Source organism: Ovoidimarina sediminis (assembly GCF_032586175.1).
Taxonomy (GTDB): domain Bacteria; phylum Pseudomonadota; class Alphaproteobacteria; order Rhodobacterales; family Rhodobacteraceae; genus Ovoidimarina; species Ovoidimarina sediminis.
Window position 1 is genome coordinate 48136 of record NZ_JAWHTE010000023.1, and the last position, 21535, is coordinate 69670.

The 21535-nt window shown below is 60.1% G+C and carries 18 protein-coding genes and 1 pseudogene; 6 read left to right on the forward strand and 13 right to left on the reverse strand.

Features of this window, described 5'->3' with window-relative positions; genetic code table 11:
- Window positions 1-24: 24 nt before the first annotated feature.
- The 4 genes from RXV90_RS20470 to RXV90_RS20485 form a co-directional block, all read right to left on the reverse strand.
- Window positions 25-1584 carry an ABC transporter substrate-binding protein gene (locus RXV90_RS20470; protein ID WP_316651229.1) on the reverse strand — a complete coding sequence of 520 codons (1560 nt, stop codon included), beginning with the start codon at window positions 1582-1584 and terminating at the stop codon, window positions 25-27.
- Between the two features lie 77 nt (window positions 1585-1661).
- Window positions 1662-2369, reverse strand: a complete 708-nt coding sequence (locus tag RXV90_RS20475) for a helix-turn-helix domain-containing protein (RefSeq protein ID WP_316651231.1) — start codon at window positions 2367-2369, stop codon at window positions 1662-1664.
- 104 nt (window positions 2370-2473) lie between these two features.
- Window positions 2474-4513 (reverse strand): NADH:flavin oxidoreductase, encoded by a 2040-nt coding sequence (locus RXV90_RS20480; RefSeq protein WP_316651232.1) that lies wholly within the window; start codon window positions 4511-4513, stop codon window positions 2474-2476.
- Window positions 4510-5175: a helix-turn-helix domain-containing protein gene (locus RXV90_RS20485; protein WP_316651234.1), complete on the reverse strand. Its 666-nt coding sequence runs from the start codon at window positions 5173-5175 to the stop codon at window positions 4510-4512. The genes RXV90_RS20480 and RXV90_RS20485 overlap by 4 nt, the downstream gene beginning before the upstream one ends.
- Before the next feature lie 142 nt (window positions 5176-5317).
- Here RXV90_RS20485 and RXV90_RS20490 point away from each other — a divergent pair, with 142 nt between their 5' ends.
- The 4 genes and pseudogenes from RXV90_RS20490 to RXV90_RS20505 form a co-directional block, all read left to right on the forward strand.
- A complete protein-coding gene (locus RXV90_RS20490; protein WP_316651236.1) occupies window positions 5318-7315 on the forward strand; it encodes a CocE/NonD family hydrolase in 1998 nt (665 codons plus the stop codon).
- 182 nt (window positions 7316-7497) lie between these two features.
- The gene (locus RXV90_RS20495; protein ID WP_316651238.1) at window positions 7498-7902 is read left to right on the forward strand and encodes a hypothetical protein; all 405 of its coding nucleotides are present in this window, start codon (window positions 7498-7500) and stop codon (window positions 7900-7902) included.
- A 56-nt stretch (window positions 7903-7958) separates the two neighbouring features.
- A complete protein-coding gene (locus RXV90_RS20500) occupies window positions 7959-8537 on the forward strand; it encodes a relaxase/mobilization nuclease domain-containing protein (RefSeq protein WP_410482391.1) in 579 nt (192 codons plus the stop codon).
- Window positions 8438-8917, forward strand: a pseudogene (locus RXV90_RS20505) (IS3 family transposase); the annotation flags it as partial. The gene RXV90_RS20500 and the pseudogene RXV90_RS20505, both read left to right, overlap by 100 nt.
- Window positions 8918-9201: 284 nt before the next feature.
- Here RXV90_RS20505 and RXV90_RS20510 read toward each other — a convergent pair.
- From RXV90_RS20510 to RXV90_RS20530, 5 genes are all read right to left on the reverse strand, one after another.
- The gene (locus tag RXV90_RS20510; protein ID WP_316651240.1) at window positions 9202-9528 is read right to left on the reverse strand and encodes a GYD domain-containing protein; all 327 of its coding nucleotides are present in this window, start codon (window positions 9526-9528) and stop codon (window positions 9202-9204) included.
- 491 nt (window positions 9529-10019) lie between these two features.
- Complete coding sequence (locus RXV90_RS20515; protein ID WP_316651241.1) at window positions 10020-10538, reverse strand: c-type cytochrome; 519 nt, start codon at window positions 10536-10538, stop codon at window positions 10020-10022.
- Window positions 10525-11817, reverse strand: a complete 1293-nt coding sequence (gene soxC / locus RXV90_RS20520) for a sulfite dehydrogenase (RefSeq protein ID WP_316651243.1) — start codon at window positions 11815-11817, stop codon at window positions 10525-10527. Before soxC ends, RXV90_RS20515 begins: the two co-directional genes overlap by 14 nt.
- 166 nt (window positions 11818-11983) lie before the next feature.
- Window positions 11984-12553 (reverse strand): hypothetical protein, encoded by a 570-nt coding sequence (locus RXV90_RS20525; protein WP_316651245.1) that lies wholly within the window; start codon window positions 12551-12553, stop codon window positions 11984-11986.
- Between the two features lie 305 nt (window positions 12554-12858).
- On the reverse strand, window positions 12859-13203 hold the full coding sequence (locus RXV90_RS20530) for a hypothetical protein (protein ID WP_316651265.1): 345 nt from the start codon (window positions 13201-13203) through the stop codon (window positions 12859-12861).
- Between RXV90_RS20530 and RXV90_RS20535 the strand changes: the two genes are divergently transcribed.
- Window positions 13175-14062, forward strand: a complete 888-nt coding sequence (locus RXV90_RS20535; RefSeq protein ID WP_316651247.1) for a LysR family transcriptional regulator — start codon at window positions 13175-13177, stop codon at window positions 14060-14062. The two genes, RXV90_RS20530 and RXV90_RS20535, sit on opposite strands and share 29 nt — an antisense overlap.
- A gap of 16 nt (window positions 14063-14078) precedes the next feature.
- Here the strand turns inward: RXV90_RS20535 and RXV90_RS20540 are convergent, their stop codons facing one another.
- From RXV90_RS20540 to RXV90_RS20555, 4 genes are all read right to left on the reverse strand, one after another.
- Window positions 14079-15218 carry a CaiB/BaiF CoA transferase family protein gene (locus tag RXV90_RS20540; RefSeq protein ID WP_316651249.1) on the reverse strand — a complete coding sequence of 380 codons (1140 nt, stop codon included), beginning with the start codon at window positions 15216-15218 and terminating at the stop codon, window positions 14079-14081.
- Window positions 15219-15557: 339 nt separating this feature from the next.
- Entirely contained in the window at window positions 15558-17354 is a 1797-nt protein-coding gene (locus tag RXV90_RS20545; protein ID WP_316651251.1) for an adenylate/guanylate cyclase domain-containing protein, read from the reverse strand.
- Window positions 17355-17702: 348 nt separating this feature from the next.
- A complete protein-coding gene (locus RXV90_RS20550) occupies window positions 17703-19241 on the reverse strand; it encodes a winged helix-turn-helix domain-containing protein (protein WP_316651253.1) in 1539 nt (512 codons plus the stop codon).
- Between the two features lie 517 nt (window positions 19242-19758).
- The gene (locus RXV90_RS20555; RefSeq protein WP_316651255.1) at window positions 19759-20481 is read right to left on the reverse strand and encodes an NAD(P)-binding domain-containing protein; all 723 of its coding nucleotides are present in this window, start codon (window positions 20479-20481) and stop codon (window positions 19759-19761) included.
- Between the two features lie 270 nt (window positions 20482-20751).
- On the opposite strand from RXV90_RS20555, the gene RXV90_RS20560 reads away from it, so the two are divergent.
- On the forward strand, window positions 20752-21456 hold the full coding sequence (locus RXV90_RS20560) for an SDR family NAD(P)-dependent oxidoreductase (protein ID WP_316651257.1): 705 nt from the start codon (window positions 20752-20754) through the stop codon (window positions 21454-21456).
- The last annotated feature ends 79 nt before the right edge of the window (window positions 21457-21535 follow it).

The window sequence follows — 21535 nt, forward strand, 5'->3', positions numbered from 1 at the left end:
CGTGCTTGGCCCGCCCCGTCAGCGTCACGCCGGCTTGAAATCCGACAACAGGGATTCCCCGTTCGGCTTCAGCCCGGGCACGATCGTATCCTTGTGGATCGCACCGACGACCTCGTGGGTCAGGAAGACATAGCATCCGCTTTCATCCATAAGCGCCTGCATCTTCTTGTAGATCTCGTCCCGCTTCGCAGGATCGCTTTCCACCAGCCCCTGATCGTGCAGCGCCTTGTACTCGGCATTGTCGAACCGTTCCCAGTTCCACACGCCGACCTGCTCGGGCGTGAACCACACCGTCGCCCAGCTCGGGTCGGGCTGCATCGAGAACCGGCCGAGGATCAGCTGCAGATCCATGTAATAGTCGCCCTCTTTCGACCCGAGCGACCAGAACGTGCCGCTGTCGTTCTGCTTGATCTCGCAGGTGATCCCCACATCGGCGAGGTTCGCCTGGATAACCTGCGCGGCCGTCAGGCGCTCCGACTGGTTCAGGATGTCGAGCGTGACGTTCAGCCCCTCGGCCCCGGCCTCCGCCAGAAGCGCGCGCGCCTTGTCGGGATCGTAGTCGTAGGTCACCGAATCCCGGTTCCCCGGCAGGCCCGGCGCGATAATGCCGTTGCCCACGCTCGCGGCCCCGAAATAGGCGGCGTCCACCACCACCTCGCGGTCGATCGCATGCTGGATCGCGCGGCGGATGCGCACGTCCTTCAGCGCCTCGTTGTCCTGGTTCATGCCCATCCACACATAGGCGAGCGACGGCTTCTCCAGCACCACGCTGCCCGGAGGCGGGTTTTCCTTGAGCCGCGGCAGCGATGACACGCTCGTCCAGGTGTAATCCAGATCGCCCGCCTCGTATCCGCGCTCGGCCGTCGCCGGGTCTTCGATCGGGATGATGTGGATTTCCTCGTACCCGCCCGGCTCGTGCTTCCAGTCGGGGTTCCGCTTCAGGATCGTCCGCTGCTTCGGCACCCATTCGGTCAGCAGGTACTGGCCCGACTGCGCGACTGGGTTGGTCTCGATCTTGCCGCCGATCTCTTCCACTGCCTTCTTCGACAGGATGCACGAGGCGGGCGTCGGCAGCGTCGTCGTCCAAAGCGGCACGAACTTGTTCTTCAGGTGAATGAGGCCCGACAGCCGGTCCTTCACCTCAACCTCCTTCAGCGCGGCCCAGTCGCCCGCATAGGGGCTTTCGTTCGCCGGGTCCGCCATCCGCTCGATCGAGAACTTCACGTCCTCCGCCGTCACCTCGCCATAGCCGTCGGTGAAGCCCATGTTGTCCTTCAGCGTGAAGGCGATGGTCAGGTCGTCCAGCTGCTCCATCGACGCCGCGGCCACCGTCTTCCACTCCCACACGTCGCCCGATACGGGCTCGATCAGCGGCGGATAGATCGCGCGGATGATGTCGTCCTCGGGCAGCGACAGGCGGAACGCCGGGTCGAGGATCTGAAGGTCGGAATAGGACCGCACGGTCAGGATAGAGCCGTCCTGGCTCACTGCCATGTGCGGGAATGCGATGCTCGCCGCGCCGAAGGCACCGGCGCTCTGAAGAAGCGTGCGGCGCGACAGGCCGGATTTGCGGATCGGGTTCATTCTGGGTCTCCCTGTTGAATGTCTTGTCTTTTATGGGTCGCGCCCCGCCCGGCCACGGGCGGATCGCGGCTGGATATTCATGTGCCGGAGCGTTTCTTTCCCTCGTCTGTCCGCGGCTCGTCCGGCGTAAGCGCGGCGTATTTCGGAATGATCACCGGCGAATTCACCCAGATCAGGCGCGCCGGTTTCGAGCTCTTGTTGCGCGTGCTGTGAAGCACATGGCCGGGAAAGCTGAAGCTGTCCCCCGCCTTCAGCGTGATGATCTCGTTCTCGAGGCGCAGGGTCAGTTCCCCCTCCAGCACGATGCCGTGCTGTTCGCCGCCCCGCACATAGATCTCGTCGGCCACCTTCTCGCTATAGGGCGGGTAATCCGAGATCCCCATGTGAAACTCGCCGCCCACCGACGAGGACAGAAGCGCATCGGAATAGCCCGCCTCTTCCACCGTCTGGCCGTAAAGGACGTTCAGGGTCCGACGGTTCTCCTGCCGCACGACATAGCGCCGTTCGAGCGGCCCGGCCCCGGGGCGCAGCGCGAAGAACCAGTCCTCCGGCACGGCCAGCGCGGCGGCGATCCGCGTGATCTTGGCGAGGGTCGGGTTCACCGTGCCCCGCTCGATCGCGCTCAGATGGCTGATCGAGACACCGCTGTCCGCCGCCAGATCGGCCAGGGTCATCTGGCGCGCCTTGCGCAACTCGCGCACCTCGGCCCCGAAGGCGGCAAGGCCCTCGTCCTGCGTCACGCGCGTGCTTGCGGTCGTATCGGGCACGCCTGCGAATCCCCCCAACGCGCCATCTCCCTCATCGAGCCTAACCTCAAAATCGGACACCGGAAGAAAAATCTTGGAAAATTCCGGTATCTCGAAGTTCCCCACCGATTTTCCGTTTCCCGTCACCACCGAAGCCCGATCCGAAAGGCGTCATAGATCGCCGCATGGATGTTGCGTGACGATACCGCATCGCCGATCCGGTAAAGGTCGAATGCCGCGCCCGCCTCGCGCACCGGGAAGATCGCGCCCTCGCCCGACACCAGAGCGTCCTGATCCACCTCGCCCCGGTTCCGCGACAGGGGCTTCAGGGCGAAATAAAGATCGTCGAGCGGCAGCGTCCCCTGGTTCACCACCACCTGGTCGAAGGCGCGCTCCTCGGTATGGCCCGAATAATCCGTGCCGATCACGGCCATCAGCCGGTTGCCCTCGCGCCTCAGGCTCTTCAGCGTCCGCGCAACGGTGAAGACCGCCGCCTTGTCCTGCAGGGCCCGCATGTAAGGCACAAGGTTCATCCCCATGATTTCGGGCGCAAAACTCCGGTCCCGCGTCATCACCTCAACGCGATGCCCGGCCCCCGCCACAACCTCCGCCGCCATCAGCGCGGGATGATCGCCCGCGTCGTCATAGATCAGCACGTTCTCCCCCGGCGCGGCATCGCCCGAGATCAGATCCCATGCACTCACCGCCAGTTCGTTGCCCTCCTCGAGGATCGTCACATCCGGAAGCCCACCCGTCGCGATCACCACCACATCCGGCGAAAGCGCCGTGATATCATCGGCCTCCGCGAAAACGTTGAACCGGAACGCCACGTCCCGCGCCGCGCATTGCGCCATCCGCCAGTCGACGATCCCGATCATCTCCGCCCGCCGCTGCGACTGCGCGGTCAGCCGGATCTGCCCGCCCGGGTCCGGCGCGGCCTCGAACACCGTCACCCGGTGGCCCCGCTCCGCCGCCACCCGCGCGGCCTCAAGCCCCCCGGGCCCCGCCCCGACAACGACCATCCGCTTCGCCACATCCGCCGGCGGCACCTCCTGCGGCAGCGAAAGCTCCCGCCCCGTCGCGGGGTTGTGGATGCACAGCGCATCGCCCCCCTGGTAGATCCGGTCCAGGCAATAGGTCGCCCCCACGCAGGGCCGGATATCGTCCTCCCGCCCAGCCATCACCTTCGCCACGATCAGGGGATCGGCCATATGCGCCCGCGTCATCCCCACCATGTCGAGAAGCCCGGCGGATATCGCATGCCGCGCCGTCGCCACATCGGGAATGCGCGCGGCGTGGAACGTGGGCATCCCGCTTTCGGCCCTCACCCGCCCCGCGAAATCCAGATGCGGCGCGCTTTTCATCCCCTGCACGGGGATCACGTCGGTCATCGCCGGATCGGTATGGATCTGCCCCCGGATCACGTTCAGGAAGTCGACCTGCCCGGTGTCCCGCAGCCGCCGCGCAATCTCCAGCCCCTCGGCCTCGGTGATCCCGCCGGGGGCGCCCTCGTCGGCGGTGTAGCGCACGCCCAGGATGAAATCGTCGCCCACCCGCGCGCGAATGGCCCCGATCACCTCCATCCCGAAACGCAGCCGGTTGTCGAGGCTCCCGCCATAGGGCGCCTCCATCCCGTTCGTCAGCCCCGACCAGAACTGGTCGATCAGGTGCCCGTAGGCCTGAAGCTCGATCCCGTCGAGCCCCGCCGCCTGCATCCGCTCCGCCGCATCGGCGTAATCCTCGATCACCCGCGCGATGTCGTGGTCTTCCATCTTCTTCGGAAAGGCCCGGTGCGCGGGCTCGCGCAGATGCGAGGCCGACAGGGACGGAAGCCAGTCCCCCTTGTTCCACCCCGTCCGCCGGCCCAGATGCGTCAGCTGGATCATCACTGCACAGCCATGGGCATGGCAGGCCTCGGCCAGCTCCGCCATCCACGGCACCACCTCGTCCTTGTAGGCGAGGATGTTGTTGAAGGCGGGCGGGCTGTCGCGGCTGACACAGGCCGATCCGGCCGTCATCGCCAGCGCCACCCCCGCCTTCGCCCGCGTCTCGTGATAGGCGCGGTAACGCGCCTTGGGCATGCCGTCCTCGGGATAGGCCGGCTCGTGCGCCGTCGTCATCACCCGGTTCTTCAGGGTCAGGTGTTTCAGCGTGAAGGGCTGAAGAAGCGGGTCGCGGCTCATGTGCCGGTCTCGTCCGAACGCGTGCCACCCTGCGCCACCTGCTTCGGGATCACCACGGGCGACACGGCCCAGACCAGCTTGCACACCCGGTCCGTCCGGTTCCGCGCCTGGTGCGGGATGCGCGCGTCGAAGCTGTAGCTGTCGCCGGCCCTCAGCGTCACGGTCTCCTCCCCGATCCGCATCTCCAGCTCGCCCTCCAGAACGAAACCGTGCTCTTCGCCCCTGTGCTCGTGCAGCGGGCTGCTCAGGCCCGACGAATTGGGCTCGTAGACGGCCAGCCCCATGTAGAACCCGCCGCCGATCGAACTCGACAGCAGGCTGTCGGAATAGCCAAGCTCCCCCACCCCCTGCCCGTAAAGCGTGTTCAGGCTGCGCCGGTTCTGGCCGCGCACCACGAAGGCCCGCTCCATCGGCCCGGCCCCGGGACGGCGCGCGAAAAACCAGTCGGGCGTGACGTCGAGCCCCGCGGCAATCGCCCCCAGCACCTCGACCGAAGGGTTCGACGCCCCCCGCTCGATCGCCGACAGATGGCTGAGCGATATGCCCGCCAGCGCGCTCAGCCGTTTCAGCGTCATCCCCCGCGCCTTCCGAAGCTGGCGCACTTCCGCACCCAGCGACATCAGGCTGTCGGTCATCGCCACGACAGTCGGCTCACCGGTCATTCGCACCCACCTTCCGAAAAGGGCCTGCAAGCATTTGTTGTCAAAAACTTTGGCCAGAAAAGAATTTTGATGTCAAATTCTATTATCAACGGATCAGGGCACCTGATATCCAGAACCCGACCAGCAAGAAGGCAGCCCCCGGATGACGATCCCGCCTCTCCCTTCCGGCCCGGCCCACACGGTCAGCGTCACCGAACATCTCTGGATTCCGATGCCTGACGGCACCCGCCTCGCCGCCCGCCTCTGGCTCCCCGACAGCGCCGAAGACATGCCCTGCCCCGCGCTCCTCGAATACATCCCCTACCGCAAGGCCGATATGGTCCGCGCCCGCGACGCCCGGAACCACCCCTGTTTCGCCGCCCACGGCTATGCCTGCCTCAGGGTCGACATGCGCGGCTCCGGCGACAGCGAAGGCGTGATGCCGGATATGTACGCCGAAGCAGAGCTCGACGACGCCCGCCGCGTCATCGAATGGATCGCGGCGCAGCCCTGGTGCTCCGGCAAGGTCGGCATGTTCGGCACCTCCTGGGGCGGCACCGCGGCCCTTCAGGCCAGTGTCGACGCCCCCGGGGCGCTGAAAGCCGTCATCGCCGTCTGCGCAACGCACGACCGGTACGAGGACGACATCCACCACATGGGCGGCTGCCTCCTGACCGACACGCTCGAATGGGGCGCGACGCTGCCTGCGATCCTCGCCGCGCCCCCCACGCCCGCGGCCGGGCCGGACTGGCGCGATCTCTGGCGAAAGCGGCTCGACAGCCTCGCCTTCCCGGTGGAGCCATGGCTGCGTGAAGAGGCCCGCGGCACCTACTGGCGCCGGGGCTCGGTGATCCACGAGGCCGCCCGCCTCACGCGGCCGATCCTCGCCATCGGCGGCTGGTCCGACCGCTACAGCAATTCGGTGATGAGCCTCGCCGCCGCCCGCCCCGATCTCGTCTGGGGCGTGGTCGGGCCATGGGGGCATCACTACCCCGATCATGGCGCACCGGGGCCCGCCATGGGCTTTCAGGATCTTGCCCTCGCCTGGTGGGATCACTGGCTCCGGGATGCGCCATCCCCCCCGGACTGGCCCCGCCTCCGCCTCTGGCTGCGGGAGTTCGACACACCCGCCGACACGCTCGCCGCCCGCGCGGGCCGCTGGATCGAAGCCGATACGTCCGATACGGACACACAGCGCCTCACCCTCGGCACCCCCGCGCTCGCGACGGCCTCACCGGCGAAGGACGGCTGGCCCGTCCCCCACGATCTCCTCACCGGCGCGGCGGCCGGGGATACCGGGTATTTCGGCCGGCCCGGCGGGCTCCCCCTCGATCAGGCGCCGGACGACGCCCGCGCCCTCACCTTCGACACCCCGCCGCTCGATGCCGACCGCATCCTCCTCGGGCCGCCGTCGCTCACCCTCGATATCCGCGCGCCGGAGGAGCCCGCCCAGATCGCCCTCCGCCTCTCGGATGTCGCGCCCGACGGGCGCGTGGCCCTCATCACCCGCACGATCCGGAACCTCGCCCTCGATGACGGGCTGGATGCGCCTTCGGGGCCGCTGCCCTCCCGCCGCAGGATCACGATCTCCTTCCCGCACACGGCCTATCGCCTCGCCGCGGGCCATCGCCTCCGCCTTGCGCTCTCGTCCTCCTACTGGCCGCTGATCTGGCCTGCCGCGACGACCGCCATGCCCCGCATCGCCGCGGGCTGGCTCGATCTGCCCGTCACCCGGTCCGCGCCCGCCGGCCTCGCGCAGCCGCTGCCCCCGGCCCGGGATCTGCCCCGCGAAAAACCCTTCGAACCGCTCGAAAACCCGCCCCTCGAACGCGTCTTCCGAACCACCCCGGACGGCACCCGCCGCGAGGACTGGCACCAGCCCTACACGGCGCTCCGTCACCACGACATCGCCACCACCTTCGGCTATGAAACCAGCGCCGCCTTCAGCCTCGACCCGGGAAACCCCGCCTCCGCCCGCGCAACCCACGCCCACCGTGCGGTCTATGCCCGCCCCGACGGCACCGCCGAAATCGCCTGCACCCTGACGACAACCGCCGACGCGGCGGCCTTCCACCTCGACGGGCACCTCAGCGTCACCTGGAACGGCGACGCCCTCGCCACCCGCCACTGGGCGCACAGCGTTCCCCGCCGCTACGGCTGACGCCGTGAGGGCCCGCAAGATCACAGGCACAGACACGCACAACGGATTGAAGAGGATGGCGCGCCTGAGAGGAGAAAGTTCGAACTCTCTCCTTGAGGCGCTACTCGAATGGGAGGGCCACTTACAAGGAACTGAACTCGCTGAAACCTTGAAGGACCTGGAGTCTGAATCGAGGTGCAGCGATGTCCACCTCGAATAAGAAATTCAACACCTTAGCTAAGAGGAAGGCGCCTGCGCCGTTCTCGCTCCGTTTGACGTTTGAAGAGCGTGCGAAGCTGGAAGAAGCTGCAAACGGGCTGCCTTTGGGGGCTTATATCAAGGCTAAGCTCTTCGGTGAGGACCTGGAGAAGGTTCGCAGGCGCAATACGCGCCCTGTCGAGGATCATGTCGCCTTGGCGCGTGTTTTGGCTGCGTTGGGGCAGACCCGCCTGTCTTCCAACCTCAATCAACTCGCACGGGCCGTGAATACAGGCACGCTGCCTGTCCATCCCGATATCGAAGCGGAAATCAGCGCCGCCTGCCGCGAGATCGTGGAAATGCGTACTGAGTTGATGCGGGCCCTCGGCAAGTCAGGAAGTGCGCCGTGATCCTGAAAGCCAAAGAGCGCGGAGATGCTGTGCAACTCGGTCGCTACCTAATGGCGATGCGAGGCAACGATCATGTCGAGCTTCATGAGGTGCGGGGCTTTGTCAGCGATGACATCGTTGAAGCCTTTCAAGAAGCCGATGCCATTGCCAAAGGAACGCGGGCTAAGAACCACCTCTTCTCACTCAGTCTGAATCCGCCACCGGATCAGCATGTCTCAGTCAAAAACTTCGGAGCTGCCATAGGCCGCGTCGAAGGGGAGCTTGGTTTAGATGGTCAGCCCCGCGCCATCGTATTTCATGAGAAGGACGGACGCAGGCATGCGCATGCTGTCTGGAGCCGGATCGACGGCGAGGAGATGAAAGCCATCAACCTTCCATTCTACAAAAACACCCTGACGGGTATATCACGTGATCTGTATCGCGAACACGGATGGGAGATGCCAAAGGGCTTGCAGGACCGTAATCAACGCGATCCGCTCAGCTACAGCCGCGAGGAATGGCAACAGGCCAAGCGCACGCGCCAAGACCCGAAAGCATCACTTACATCAAGACGCACGAGGGCTGGCTGTACCTGTGTGTCGTCATCGATCTGTTCTCACGCCGCGTCGTTGGTTGGTCCGCCCAGTCCCGCATGACGACGGATCTCGCTCTGCAAGCCCTGCTGATGGCCGTGTGGCGGCGCAAACCCACAGCCAGGGTAGTGCTCCACTCAGACCAAGGCTCCCAGTTCACAAGCAGGGAATGGCAGGCGTTCCTGCGCCCGCACGACCTTGAACCCAGCATGAGCCGACGCGGGAACTGCCATGACAACGCCGTCGCGGAGAGCTTCTTCCAACTCCTGAACCGGGAGCGCATCCGACGTCGCACCTACCCGTCCCGCGATGCCGCCAGGCACGACGTGTTCGAGTACATCGAGCTGTTCTACAACCCGAAGCGCAAGCACACGAACAACGGTATGCTGTCGCCCGTTGACTTCGAGATCAGACAGCAGAAATTAACCGAGGCAGGTGTCTAGGAAACTAGGGGCACCTCAGTGGGAAGGAACACCCTACCAGCACATCATGGTACCCACCGGCGCACGTCCCTAGTAGCTGGAGCAACCGTTCCGAAAGACAGCCTTCTGTAGGGGAAATCTCGAGCTTGGCATCGGCTGATCGAGGAAAGATTATCGTCGGCCGCTGTGACGTTGTAGGGGCTGCAGGACTACCTGGCTCAATGTGGTGTCCGTTACTGGCGCGGCCAGTGTACTGCTTTGTTCGTGGCGACCAATCGGTCGCCACGTTCTCTAGCTTGCTTGAGTCAGGGCGCTTTGTACGCTTTAGCGATCTCACCGGCTTTCTTCTGCATTTGGGTGAACTCATCCGACGTAAACGCGCGAACGGTCTTGAGACTACTGGCCGCACCGCTTGCCCCGGCAACGATAAGCGCCGCGATAAGATCGGTTGCATCATCGATCGCTACTTTCATCGAGAAGTCGTTGTCGCCCGTCGTTAGGTAGAAGGTTTCCAGTGTGCCGCCTGCGGCTTCGACCAATGCTCTGGTCGCAGCTTCACGATCACTGGGATTTGCAAGCATCCCTTTCATTGCTGAAGATGTGTAGTTTCCGCTAATGATGTATCTCGGCATCGGGTCCTCCCTAGGGGCACCGCGAACTGGTTTGCCTGCTGGTACCGCACCGGCCGATCAAACCAACGGTTACCCATAGCAACCTTAACATATTTCCGGTCGCCATTCGCCGTCGATTGCATGCGAACCATTCAGGTCGCAGAGCTTCGATCAACCGGCCGCTTCGGGCTGATTGTGTTGAAGAATTCGGTGTCCCGTCTCGGAAGGTCGGATTGGCAGAACATCTTCCCGCGAATTTTCCTAATGGCAAACCACGTTTTCCATGAGGATGTATGCGAGAACAGAGTTCCAGATTCTCAACGCGAATTTCGAGTTGCAGAGTTTTTCAACACAATCGGCTCACAGCTTTCATCTGCACCAAACAGCCAGATTCGAGACTTCTCCCGGTGCGTCAGTGACCGCTCTGCGGGACCATGCAGCCATTCTAAGAAGGCGGGAGCGATGTCTACTCAACCTACCCCCGCCTATATTGGCGGGGGTGATCCACTGCTCTACCAAGGCTTCTCACCCTGTGTCGCCCAAACGTCGATGAAGTTGTCCCGGTTGGGCATCTCCACCGTCGGCAGGGTTTTGGCGGTCATTGCCAAGCCCTCGTCTATGATGCCGTTTCGCGCAAGGATAAATGCAGCCAATGCGTAGACCTCGTCATCAGAGAGCGACTTTGGATCGTTGAGCGGCATCGCGCGCCGAATGTAGTCGAACAGTGTGGTCGCGTAGGGCCAGTGCTTGCCAACCGACTTGGGCCAAAGCTCGTTTGGCCACACCGGCGGCATCACTGGGCCTTCCGTGCCGGTCTCGCCATGACAGCTTGTGCATTGAGCCGCATAAATTTCAGCCCCTTCAGCCGCGGTTCCACCCCCTTCAGGAAGACCCCGCCCGTCCGGCATGACATATGTTGCGTAGAACGGGATCTCGTTCGCTGATACCGGCTGCCCTAATCCTGGTCCTTCAGCATGAACCGCTGTGGCGAACAGGAAAGTCAGTCCGACTGCAAACTTAAATGTAGACATTCTGGACCGCTCCTTCTGCCGTAATTTGCCAAGGTTGAATGGCGTTGTAGTGGAGAAAGTTCGACGGATGGTATCTCGCCTTCCATTCTGACCGAGCCGGCTGCACGGCGCCCGTCTCATCTGTTGCCCGGCTCATAAGAACCAGCGGTGAACCATCCCAGCGCCAAGGTAGACGAAACCGAGTCAGTGCGCGCGAGCGAACCGGTCCCTCGAGAGCTGCTTCAGCCCACGATTGTCCGCCATCGGCGGAGACCTCTACGCGGTCCACTCTGCCAGCCCCAGACCACGCGAGCCCGGAGATCTCGTAGAAGCCGGGCCCAGTCATCGTCATGGTGGCGGAAGGATGGGTGATGAATGACTTCACGCCGAGCGCGAATGTAAACTTAACCGATGATCCGTCGGCAAGGATCTCAGTGTATTCGCCCGACTCGTGCTTTGTGTAGGCGGGCGCGTCCGTTACCCAAAGGCTGGTAAGCCATTTGACATTCATGTTCCCTTCGAACCCGGGCAGAAGCAGACGCATTGGATAGCCCTGCTCGGGTCGTATCCGCTCGCCATTTTGGTAAAGCGCTAAGATCCCATCTTCCATGATCTTCTCGATCGGGATCGATCTAGCGAGAGCTGGCCCGTCGCTGCCGACGGCAACCACCCATTTGCCCTCCGGATTCACGCCCGCCTCGTCCATCAGCACCGACAGCGGAACGCCCGTCCACTCGGAATTGGACAAGAGACCGTGAAGCATGTCGCATCCTGCTTGCATGGGTTCGGGCATGATCGCGTTGAAGAGGCTGTTGCCCGCGCATTCCAGGAAATGTGTCGCCGTGACCATTGGATAGCGTTCAAGCGCATTCAGATCGAACTTCAATGGGTAATCAACAAGGCCATGTATCATCAGCCGGTGGCGCGCTGGGTCTACATCCGGCCTCCCTCCATGATGAACCTCAAAGTGAAGTCCGCTCGGCGTAATAGTGCCCCGGAGGCGATGGTGCGGCGTCCCTGAGAGACTGAATGCGGCCGCCACGTCCTGCCACGGTTCGATGATGGCCCTCTGGATCTGGGCCTCGGACTCTGCCGGCATCCCATAGCCTCGAGCGCGCTCGCCCGACACCGTAACCCATTCGGGAATGTCGGCCTCCGCCGCTGCCCGCGTGGGCGCCGTCAAACTGGCTGCAATAGCCCCTGTTCCAACCAATGTACTTTTCAGAAGGAGGCGCCTGCTAAGCAGACCACCACCTGCAACAAACTCGAGACCTCCACTGTCACTTGTAATCTGTGTCATTAGACTGGCCCTCAAATATTGCTTGCTTGAACTGCTCGCATAGGGCCTCGATCACGATCTCTTCGATCGCTTGAGAGCAGCATAGCACAGATCGCTTTGTTGTGGGAGCGCGCGACTTCGCTGATCGCAAGTCCAAAGCCGACACGCCAAAAACGGGCCCCAGACTCTAGTTCGGGCTGCGTGCTCTTTGAGCTGTTGACAGGCGAGCAAAAACTTCATCACGCGCGTCAACAAAGGTGCGGCACTTCAGGGAAACCACGTGAGTGGAAAGCCCGCCTACGTGTGTCCGAACAAGGTGACCGGACCATTCTTTCCCGCCGCATTGGTTCTTGAGAAACAATTGATCACTACCTTTGTAGTTCATCCGATGCTGCCCAAAGGTAGCCTCGCTGTACGGCGCTCTAAACTCCGCGATGTTTGTCACTTGAGAGATGCTGCTGAAACTCTTCATTGGAAACGTCTCATTGATCAGAACGTTTCGGTTGGCGGTCTCACGCAGATGGATCGTTAATCCTAGTGCATCATCGACCCCGTATTCGAAGTCGAACTCAGTTCCCTTAAGGAAGCTTTCATTCGGGCGGGAAGCAGGTTCTGGATGGGTTCCGTCTTCTGAGATGATCCTGCTGCCGACGACTTCACAGATCATGCGACCCCACGCCACGTCGTCGTTCGCGTTTGCAGGCATCGTTGTCTCAAGAAGAAATGGCAGCACCACAAGTACATAACGCAGAGCCATTGAAGCCTCCCCGAATGACTGGATACCAATCTCTATATCACGCAACCACGCCTTCGAGAAATCTCGCGACCAAACGACCTCACGGTCCGGTCGGGGGGCGCTCAACATAGGGCTCATTGTCCAGCCGGGCCCAACGCAAACGTCTGAGTGATTGATCGAGGCGACTGCTCAGCTGTCCTTAGCGGTCATCCGTGGCGGCCGGAAAAAGGTTTCTGCTACGAACGACTACTCCGGCAGACAGCAGACAATCCCCAAATCTAGCTCGATGCCCGAGAGGCGGACAAAGCCGCCGCCGCTCCCCATGGTCAAAGCCTTGAGGGATAGAACCGCATCATAGTTTCATAGTCGAATTCATGCTGGAAAGCCTCAGGGTGCGCCTCCATCATCTCCCGGACTAAAGCCCGTCCTGCGCGGCGCTCGTCTTCAGAAACCTCTGTATCCGCAGGCGGGACTCTCAAGCGTGAGAAGAACGAGGCCAAACGCTCAGAGATCTTCCAGTTTGGGCGGGGGATGATTTCGACAACGCTCATTTCTTTCGGCTCCAGGACGTTCTGATGCTTCAAGCTTAGTTGCGTCGCGTCAATGCTTGTATCGCCTGATATATCGTGCTGCTCTACAGAAATGCATAGCGGCCTAAGAAACTGGTCCAATGTTCGCATCTTTCTCGCTGTGTTCAGACACGGCTCAACGCTGGCTGCGTCAGAGGAACTAGGAATGGCCCAGCCAACTGTTTCGAGACGGATTGACGCCCTTGAAGCTGAGGTCGGGCTGCCTCTATTTGTCCGGGACACGCGCGGATTTAAGCCGACTGACTTTGCCAGGTCTCTCCTGCCTCTGGCAGAAGAAATGGAACAGGTGGCGGAGAAGTTTCAGAAAAAGACAAGCGAGTTGGGTAAGCCAAGGACCATTCGGATTACGGCGCCTGGGAGCTTCTCAGACCCAGTAATGGACATCTTCAGCGAGTTCTCGGCCAAGAACCCCGATGTCGATTTCGAGTTCATCCACAGTTACAAGGTGCTTGATCTGACCTCTGGCGAAGCGGATATTGCCATCCGCCTGACGAAAGATGAGCCTGATCAAAACCTTATCTGCCGGAAAATCCGCGTTGCGAAATGGGCGATTTTTGGTGGGAAATCCTACGCCGAGAAATTCGGGCTTCCAAAATCCGAAGCAGACCTGAAACACCACCGCTTTGTCACGTTTCAGAATGTGAACGTACCGGACTATATTCACCGATGGTTAATCGAACGGGTCAATCCGGAGCAGATCGTTGCGTCGTATCAGGATGCCGACCTTGTGAAAGCAGCAGTAAGGTCGGGGCAGGGGTTGGGAATTGTGAACCTCAGGCATGCGCGACACGATGAAGCCCTTATTCGCTGCTTTGGCGACATTAAAGACGTGACACGCCAGCACTTGCTGCTCATTTCGCCGGAAGCATACAGACGGCCTGAAGTAAAAGCCTTCAGCAAATTCTTCGCACCGCGCTACGCAGCGACGTTCAAGACGTAGACAAGGTCTCGGCAGACTAGGTAGCCTGTCCAGGCTTTGATGAGCCCCAACCTATATCCGAATTGAGTTCCGTCAAAATCTCATCTGTGTGCTCACCCCGACGGCAAATGGAGGGCGGACTTCCAACTGATACATCCAAAAAGCGCGGCGCGGCTGCGGCTTGAAGCCCATTGCTTGTCATTTGCCACGTTTCACGCATTTGATTGTGCGGATGCCGATACGCCTCTTCAGGGGAAAGAACCGGTGCTACGCATGTATCGCTCCCTGCGAAGAGCTGATCCCAATGGGACAGGTCTCCTCTGAGAAAGATATCTTCCAGTCGCTTGGATAGCCGTGGCCAAGCAGAGCGGTTGAACTGGTTGTCACTGAAATCGCGATCATCCGACAGCCCGAGACGCTCCAGAAATATCTGGTAGAACTTGGGCTCCAAGCATTGAACGCTCAGGAAGCGGTCATCCGCGCATCGGTATGTCCTAGACCAATGCGCTCCGACGAGTGGGTTCGACTGTGCAGGTACCCCGCGTCCTTCCGCCCCTTCGATCGACAGCAAGAGATTTTGAAGATGAGAGACACCGTCATAGATTGCTGCATCGACCACCGTACCTTGACCGGTTCGCATCGCCATAAGTAGCCCCGACAACATACCAGCCACGAGATAGAGCGCTCCGCCGCCGATGTCGCCAAGTAATGTTGGTGGTGCAGAGGGTCTTTCGCCGGGTAATGCAGTAGCCCACAAAGCCCCGGCAAGCGAAATGTAATTAAGGTCATGTCCAGCTCGACTAGCGAGTGGTCCAGCTTGCCCCCACCCCGTCATCCGGCCGTAAACAAGGCGCGTGTTGGATTCGTGGCAATCCTTTGGGCCAAGTCCCAGCCGTTCCATTACCCCCGGTCGAAAGCCCTCGATCAGACCATCGGCTCCGGAAACAAGCTGCATGAAGATCGCGCAATCCGCGCTGCTTTTCAGGTCCAGCGTGATAGAGCGTTTGCCCCTATCCGTGATCGGCAGCTCTTTTGTTCCTGGGGGCGGTTCTATTCTAGGGCGATGCACTACTATCACGTCTGCGCCGAGGTCACCCAGCATCATGGCCGCGAATGGCCCCGGGCCGATACCCTCCACCTCGAGAATGCGTGTTCCACGCAGCGGTAGCTCCGGCATGCTCGCCTCCCTTCGTCGGCATGATCAGCACGCACCTTAGCATGGCAGGAAGCTGGGCAGCTCGGGTCTCAAATTTGAGGGCAGGACCCGGATATGGCGACTGCGAACGACTGCTTTGCCCGTCGCCGGACGCTTACCTATCTTGGGTCTATGACCGCTTAGCGGCCCAATCCGGCCATTTCCGATGTTGCCAGACGTTGCGGCGCAGCTTCACCAAACCGGCCATTCATGCGCCGTGCAGCATCTGTGACGCCTGCCTGGCTGGATCGCGGGACGGAGCGGCCATTCTGCATCTCACGTGGGTCAGCTTGAAAATCCGTTTGAGGCGAGCCTTTCGACCTAGCTCTTTTCGATCAATCGGTAGACGTCAATCGCATCGCTCTTGCCCTTGAGGTTCATTGGCCCAATCCGCTGCATCTGAAACTGCTCGCCCACGCTGTCTTTAACCGCACGGCTGACCAATACGATCGACTCGGCATCGCCATCGACCGTCTTGCCAAGTCCCTCTAGTCGCTGGGCCGTGTTCACGACATCGCCGATGACCGTGTAGTTGATCCGGTCGGGTGACCCGATGTCTCCGACGATCAGTTGACCGGAGTGAACCCCAATCCTGATGCGCACTGGAGGCAGACCCCGGGACGCCCGTTTCTCGTTGTCCCTTGCCAGGGCCCTCTGCAAGGCGGAGGCCGCGCTAACGGCTCGAAGCGCCGGGTTCTCGATACGGTCGGGTGCGCCCCAGAATGCCATCACCGCGTCGCCGATGTATTTGTCGATCGTTCCGCCCGTGTCCTGAATACAGCGTGAGACAAGGGTCAGATGGTTGTTCACGAACTCTGCAACCTCTGCCGGGCTCATGCCTTCGCAAGTCGAGGTGAACCCCGCGATATCGGTGAACATCACAGTCATCTGGCGTTCTTCGATTCCTGCGCCGACGCGGTTTTCGCGGATCAGCTTTCTGACAAGATTGCGAGGTACGTAGCGACCGAATGACTCCAACCCCACCAGCATCGCATTCACTGACGAAGAAAGATCGTCGATCTCAAGGATTCGGCTGCTCTGCAGTGGTTCAATGCCGTCAAATTCCAGGGCAGCAACGCCTGCCGCGACCTCCGATGTTTTGCGGACCGGCCGAGAAATTGCACGACTCACAGCAAATACCAGTATCAGTCCGACTGCCAGAACTCCGGCCCCTACAAGGATTGTGCGTAGAATCGAACGGATCAGCTCCCTTATGCCGGAGCCATCGAAATACGAGCCAACAATCAATGGCGTTTCACCATAATCCTCTATCGACTTTGTAATCACGCCGTAGCGTGTACCCTCAACCTCGACCAAGCCCAGATCAACGCCCTCGGCCGTGACAATCTCGGGCGAGGGAGAAGCGGTTTCCAGGCGTTGTATGACGGGATCAAGGACGTCATTGACATTCAGCAACGGTTTCTCGAACGAGACATTACCTGGCTGCAAGACTAGGTAGCTGTGCGACAGGACTCTATCCTTGCCGAACAGAACGAAAGCCCGTGAGCTGGGCGGCTCACTTAGTTCGTCAGCAAGGCTCGAAAGTTCCTGCGTAGATATGCCAACAAGCACAAAGCCGAGAAACTCTGCGTCACGCCAGATAGGTAAACGATAATTCATAACCGTGGCGGAGAGTGCCTCGGCGTAAACCGGTGGCCCCCATGAAGGTCGGGTTTGGTTGCTCATGAATTCAGTAAGAAGCGCGAGTTCTTGATCGGTCTTGGTCTCCGACCACTCGTGCTCAACGCCTCCCCAGCGTGTGCGCCGAACTCCCAAAAAGCGTCCGTCGGCATCTGTGATCAAAACACCGGTGATCTGAGGGGCGGCTGCAAAAGATCCTGATGCAAAATCCGCGAGGCCTTCCAGTTCGGAAATGGCGCGATCCTTGGAGAGTATGTGCGTTGCGATGAAGTTTGCCTGTTCCTCTGCAGCGTCGAGATGAGTCCTCAGCGCCAGCTCCAACCCACCAACGCCGCGCACAAGTGTCTCGCCAAGCAACTTCGAGAAGATCTGAACAGAATTGGAAAAGTTGATTGCAATGATCAGCGCAAGCGAAACGGTCAAGAGCGAGCCGAAGCAAAACAGAATGGAGGTGAAGATGCGGAATTTTGATTTCACGGGTCTTCCCTCCTGTCGAGCCATTGCGATGCGACTGCGGCGACCTGTGCGGGCAAATCAACGGTTAGCGAGATCGCTGGTCAAAATGATGCTCAATAATCCAAACCTGATAAAGTCCCAAGCACCGTGGTGCTTTGGCTTGGTTCTTCTTCCCAGGGATTCAAGCTTCCGCTTGGGGCTCTTCCCGGTCATCGGAGGCTTTCAGTCAGATGACCGGCCTGGAGTGTAGTGCGGTCATCGAAAGGCAACGAGCCGCGGTTACTGGCGGGAAAGTCTGCTTATGCCGAAAGCGGATGCTCGCCGAAATCGCGTCAACGACCGAGAAGCGGACAAACCAGTCCTTCGCAACTACTCCGGCAAACCGGCTTTCTCCAACATTTCCAGAAAGTACTCGCGGTCTGACTCAATCCGATATGGAAGGTTTCGTTTGACAAACTTACGCGTGAAGCCTGGGCTCACTCGCTTGATCTGGTCAATAACCTGTCTCGCATCTTCGTCCATTTCCAGAGACGCGAATATGGCGGCCACGAGAGACAGTGCGTTGCTGGCTTGGGGCATGTGCGATCGGACGCGCACGGCGTGAGGAAGCGCTGCTTTGCTGTCACGCAGATGAAAAAGAGCCCGCATGTAGTGGTTGTCGTAAAGCACTGGAAAATGCGGGTTCAACTGCATTGCGCCTTCGAGGTTTGCTTTTCCAGCTTCGTATTCGCCCGCATAGATTTGCGCAAAGGCAAGATAACTTCTGTAGGCAGCGTTGGACGGGTTCAGATCGCAAGCCTTCTGCAGTTCCACCAAAGCCCGGTCAAAAAGTCGATCTCGCCACAAGTAGACCCAGGCTAGCACGACGAAGCCGAACGGCTCGTCATCGTCGGCGGAGGTCGCGCTAAGCGCGGAGTCCCATGCGTTCTGATAGGCTTCGTTGGGTTCCATTCCCCATGAGTTCGTCGCCTCGGTTATGTAGTACCATCCTAGAAGGGCATGCGCCCGTGCGTTCCCTGGATCAATATCGAGAGCTTTCTGGACATCATTGAAAGCGCGCCGAGCGTTCTCGCGACCAACGTCGAAGATGCCTTGCTGCGCTCTCAGGATGTAATCGTATGCGCTCAAGCCGGTTTCTCGTCCAGATGCCGCATTCCTTTGGTGCCGGCGCTCGATCTGACCCGCTAGCCGGTTGACGATCACCGCGGTGATTTCGTCCTGTACCTCGAATATGTCCGCAGCCTCGCGATTGTAGCGCTCCGCCCAGATTTCGTTGGCTGTTTTGGGATCGATCAGGCGCACGTTGACCCGAATTTTCTCGGCCGCTCTCTGAACCGAACCTTCGGCAAGATACTGGACGCCCAGTTCGTTTGCGATTTCGCTCCTTGATTTGGTAGTGTCGCGGTAGGCGAAACTTGAATGACGAGCTATCACGAACAGTTCGTTGTAGCGCGACAGATCTGTAATGATGTCATCTGTAATGCCGTCTGAGTAATACGCCTGCTCGGGATCGCCCGACATGTTTAAGAACGGCAAGACCGCGACGGACGGTTTGCTTGGTAACTTCTTCTCCAGTGAGTCGGTAGCGCGCTGTCGGTTACACTCACCCACGAACCGAAAGCCACGTCTCGGCACAGTCTTAATGTAGCGCTGCATTGCCCCGGTGTCGCCCAGCGCAGAACGAGCGGATGCCACGCAGCTGGAAATGGCAGAATCCGAGATGGCGCGTCCGCCCCACACGCTCTCAACCAATTCATCTTTCGTTACCAGCTCCCCCGGACGAGACGCGAGAAACACAATCAACTCGAAGGCAATCGGCTCAAGTGCAACAACCTGTTCCGATCGGCGTAGCTCACCTCTGGCAAGGTCAACCTCGCAATCTTCAAACGCAATGATGTCTGCAGTCATGACTGACAGTGGTCGCATCGACAGTGGATCTCAAGAGAAATGGACAACTTTGGACGGTTTCCGGACCTGTTCCCCAAGCCGACACACCGGAGGAATGGGAAGCTGGTTACACAAACCTGATCCAAACGCCCGAAGGGAAAGACCATGCCCAGCACCAACGATCAACTGTTCAAGAACGCAACGCAAATCGCGGAACGGCGTATCCGCACTGCCCGCGCACAGCAATCCCGTGACGTTGCGCACATGGTTGGGCGCACCTTGGCCTGGCTTGTATCCAGGATTAAGGCCACAGAGACCGCTGCGGCTAACCGGCAGTGAAGGCCGCGTGCATCAGATGACACAGCGAGTGTTGTCCCCTTCGGCCTCTGAGCCACCGTTCGCTAGATTTAAGCAACCGACTGCTGTGCGGACGCCCAGCTTGATAGAACGAACTGCTACTTTGGAGAGTTACTGCACAATCTACGTGCTGGTTGGGTTCGTGAAACTGAAAGCAATGCGAACTGCTTTCTGCTTTGAACTAGGCCATTTTGGTAAGTCCGTCCTTGAGCGCCCTGGTCATCCCCTGAGCTTCCATATGCAGACGAAGCCTCTGGTTGTATCCACCCGGCGCGTTGAGCGCCTCAATCAGGGGTTCGCAAGCGATCGCCGAAAGGTTCGATGCCACCAACTCTCTGAGGAAGGCTTCGCCCTGAGTTTTGTCTGACACGCGATCCCCAAGCCAATCCGCAGCATCACCGACCATACGCGCGACAGGAGACAGAACGGCCTGCGCACTGAGATAGGCCGCCATTTCATCGCCGTTCTGCACCGGAAAAATGCTGTTCCGAGCACCGAAAATATCCGCGACGATGTCCGCGTCCCCATACATCATGATGGGCGTTCCGCCCTCGGCAATACCGGGGAATGGCATCATGATCGCAGTCGCGCGCGCCGGTCGGACCATGGCGTCTGCCTCCTCAAGCGACGCCCCGGCCATGAACGTGATCGCGACTTGTCCTTCCCGAAATGTCAAAGAGCCAAGGACATCCGGCGCGACCTCTGCCATCAATCCCAGAAACAGAACGTCGCTTGCGTCAACTACCTCCTGGTTGTCCGCGATATGAACGTTCTCATAGGCTTCGGCGAGAGACGAGGAATGATGAGCACTGCGATTGGAAACAGTGATTTCGTGACCGTCATGGATGATGCCTTCCACCGCCGCACGAGCGATCGTTCCGCACCCGATCACGCCAATTCGCATGCTGCCCCTCCTTGCAATCTGATCAAAAGCAGACCTTTGCACACTTCGCAGCATTCGTCACTTTGGGCTCTGAGCAGACATTTGCCTGACCTCCCGCCCGCCAACGCGGGCTCCCATCAAGCATCCATCGTTCAAACCAACACCGGCGCAGCGCGTCCAGATTGGTGCGCAATGTCAGCTATGCGGTGCCGAAACTGCCGTTAGCTGCGCGGTCCGCCGGGTTCGTGATATGGGTGTACTTGGTTGATTTACTTGAGGGAGGAATAAGCCATGGGCGAGAAGGTCTGCGTAATCATTGGATTTGGTCCAGGCTTGGGGACAGCATACGCTGAGATCTTCAAAGAAGCTGGATACGATCTCGGGCTGCTGAGTCGATCGGGGGCAAGTCTAGACGGTGCAGAGCCAACCGACACATCAGTTCGAGCCTATAAATGCGACGCGGGAGACCCTAACAGCCTCAAGGGCGCTCTCGCCTCGGTCCAAAGCGATCTTGGCGAGATTGATGTCGTGATCTTCAACGCTGACCTCGCTCAATTCGGGGCGCTCGAAGATGTTTCAGAACTCCAATTCGAACAAAGCTGGCGGGTTGGAGCACTTGGTCTCTTTGCTACCGCCAAGCTTTTGGGGCCTCAGATGTCTGAGCGCGGCTCTGGGGTAATCATTATATCCGGTGCTACCGCTGCGCTTCGCGGTAACGTATGGACAACTGCTTTCGCTCCCTCGAAGTCCGCGCAACGTACTTTGGCGAACTCGCTGGCCAAGCAACTCGGCCCGAAAGGTGTGCACATTGTCTACCTAGTTATCGACGGCGTGATCGACACTAAAGACACCCGAACGAACTTCGCACCAAATGAATCCGATGATTTCTTCATCAAGCCAGCCTGTATCGCGGAAACTGCGTTGATGCTCGCCAATCAGGACAAATCAGCTTGGACATTTGAACTCGATATTCGTCCTTTCGGAGAGAAATGGTAGGACGGCTCCGGGCTGATTGTGTTGAAGAAGTCGGGTTGAGAGCCGCGAACAGATCGCGATAGCGCGTAACTGGGCCTGT